Below are 837 nucleotides of genomic sequence, written 5' to 3'. Positions count from 1 at the left end.
TTTTATCAGAAAATACCGTCAATACTTTTAATTCAGTTCCGATATCTGAAGATTTGTCGAAGTATAGCCGTGTGACTGAGGTTAATCTCACATCTTCTTCTGTTACAGTGAATGGAGACACGTCCTACGGTATATATTTTCGGGGAGAAAAGCCGTGGGATGAATATCGGAATAATGAGCATTCAAATGAGCAAAAAACTCCACCTAGATTGGAGGCTATTAATTTGAGAAGGACGAAGTTTTCCGTTCCAGACAGTATAGCTGTCTATAGTACCGATGCTACTTATGGGGTTGTTAATTTAATGCAAAGCGAACTTTCAGGAGGTTCATTATTAAGAGTTGAGAAGGGCGCTTTGGTAAAAGTTTTAGCGAGTGCTTCTGTCCTTGAAGGGGGAGCCTATGTTGATGATCATTCTACTGCCGAGCTTTATTTAGGCGTTGGTTCGAAATGGATTTTAAAACAAGAGCGAGAAAGAGGTTCGCCTGAATCTGATCGTAAAAATGATTCATCTGTTTCATTAGTACTTCTTACGAATGACAGTTCCATTGATTTTAAAAAACCAGAATCTGCTCTAACTTACGATTATCGAACACTCCGCATTGGAAATGGGGTGGGCGAAGTTTATAGGGCGAAGGATGGTGCGCATATTTATTTGAATACGTATCTGAATGAAGGGGGCGCTCTTAAAGACCAAAAAACTGACCGGCTTTTAATTCATGGTGATGCTACTGGGAAAACGACAGTACATGTGCGCAGCATTTCAGAAAGTCCAGGGGGATATACGGGGAATGGTGGAAATGATCAAGGGATTTCCATCATTCAGGTTTCTGGAACAG

1 pseudogene is annotated in these 837 nt (G+C 40.7%); it reads left to right on the top strand.

Features of this window, described 5'->3' with window-relative positions:
- Positions 1 to 837: pseudogene (locus ACFIK8_RS10705) on the top strand (autotransporter outer membrane beta-barrel domain-containing protein); the annotation flags it as partial.

This window comes from Bartonella sp. MR168JLCBS (assembly GCF_042194175.1).
Note: the sequence above shows the minus strand (reverse complement) of the source record. Positions and strands in the feature narration are given on the sequence as shown.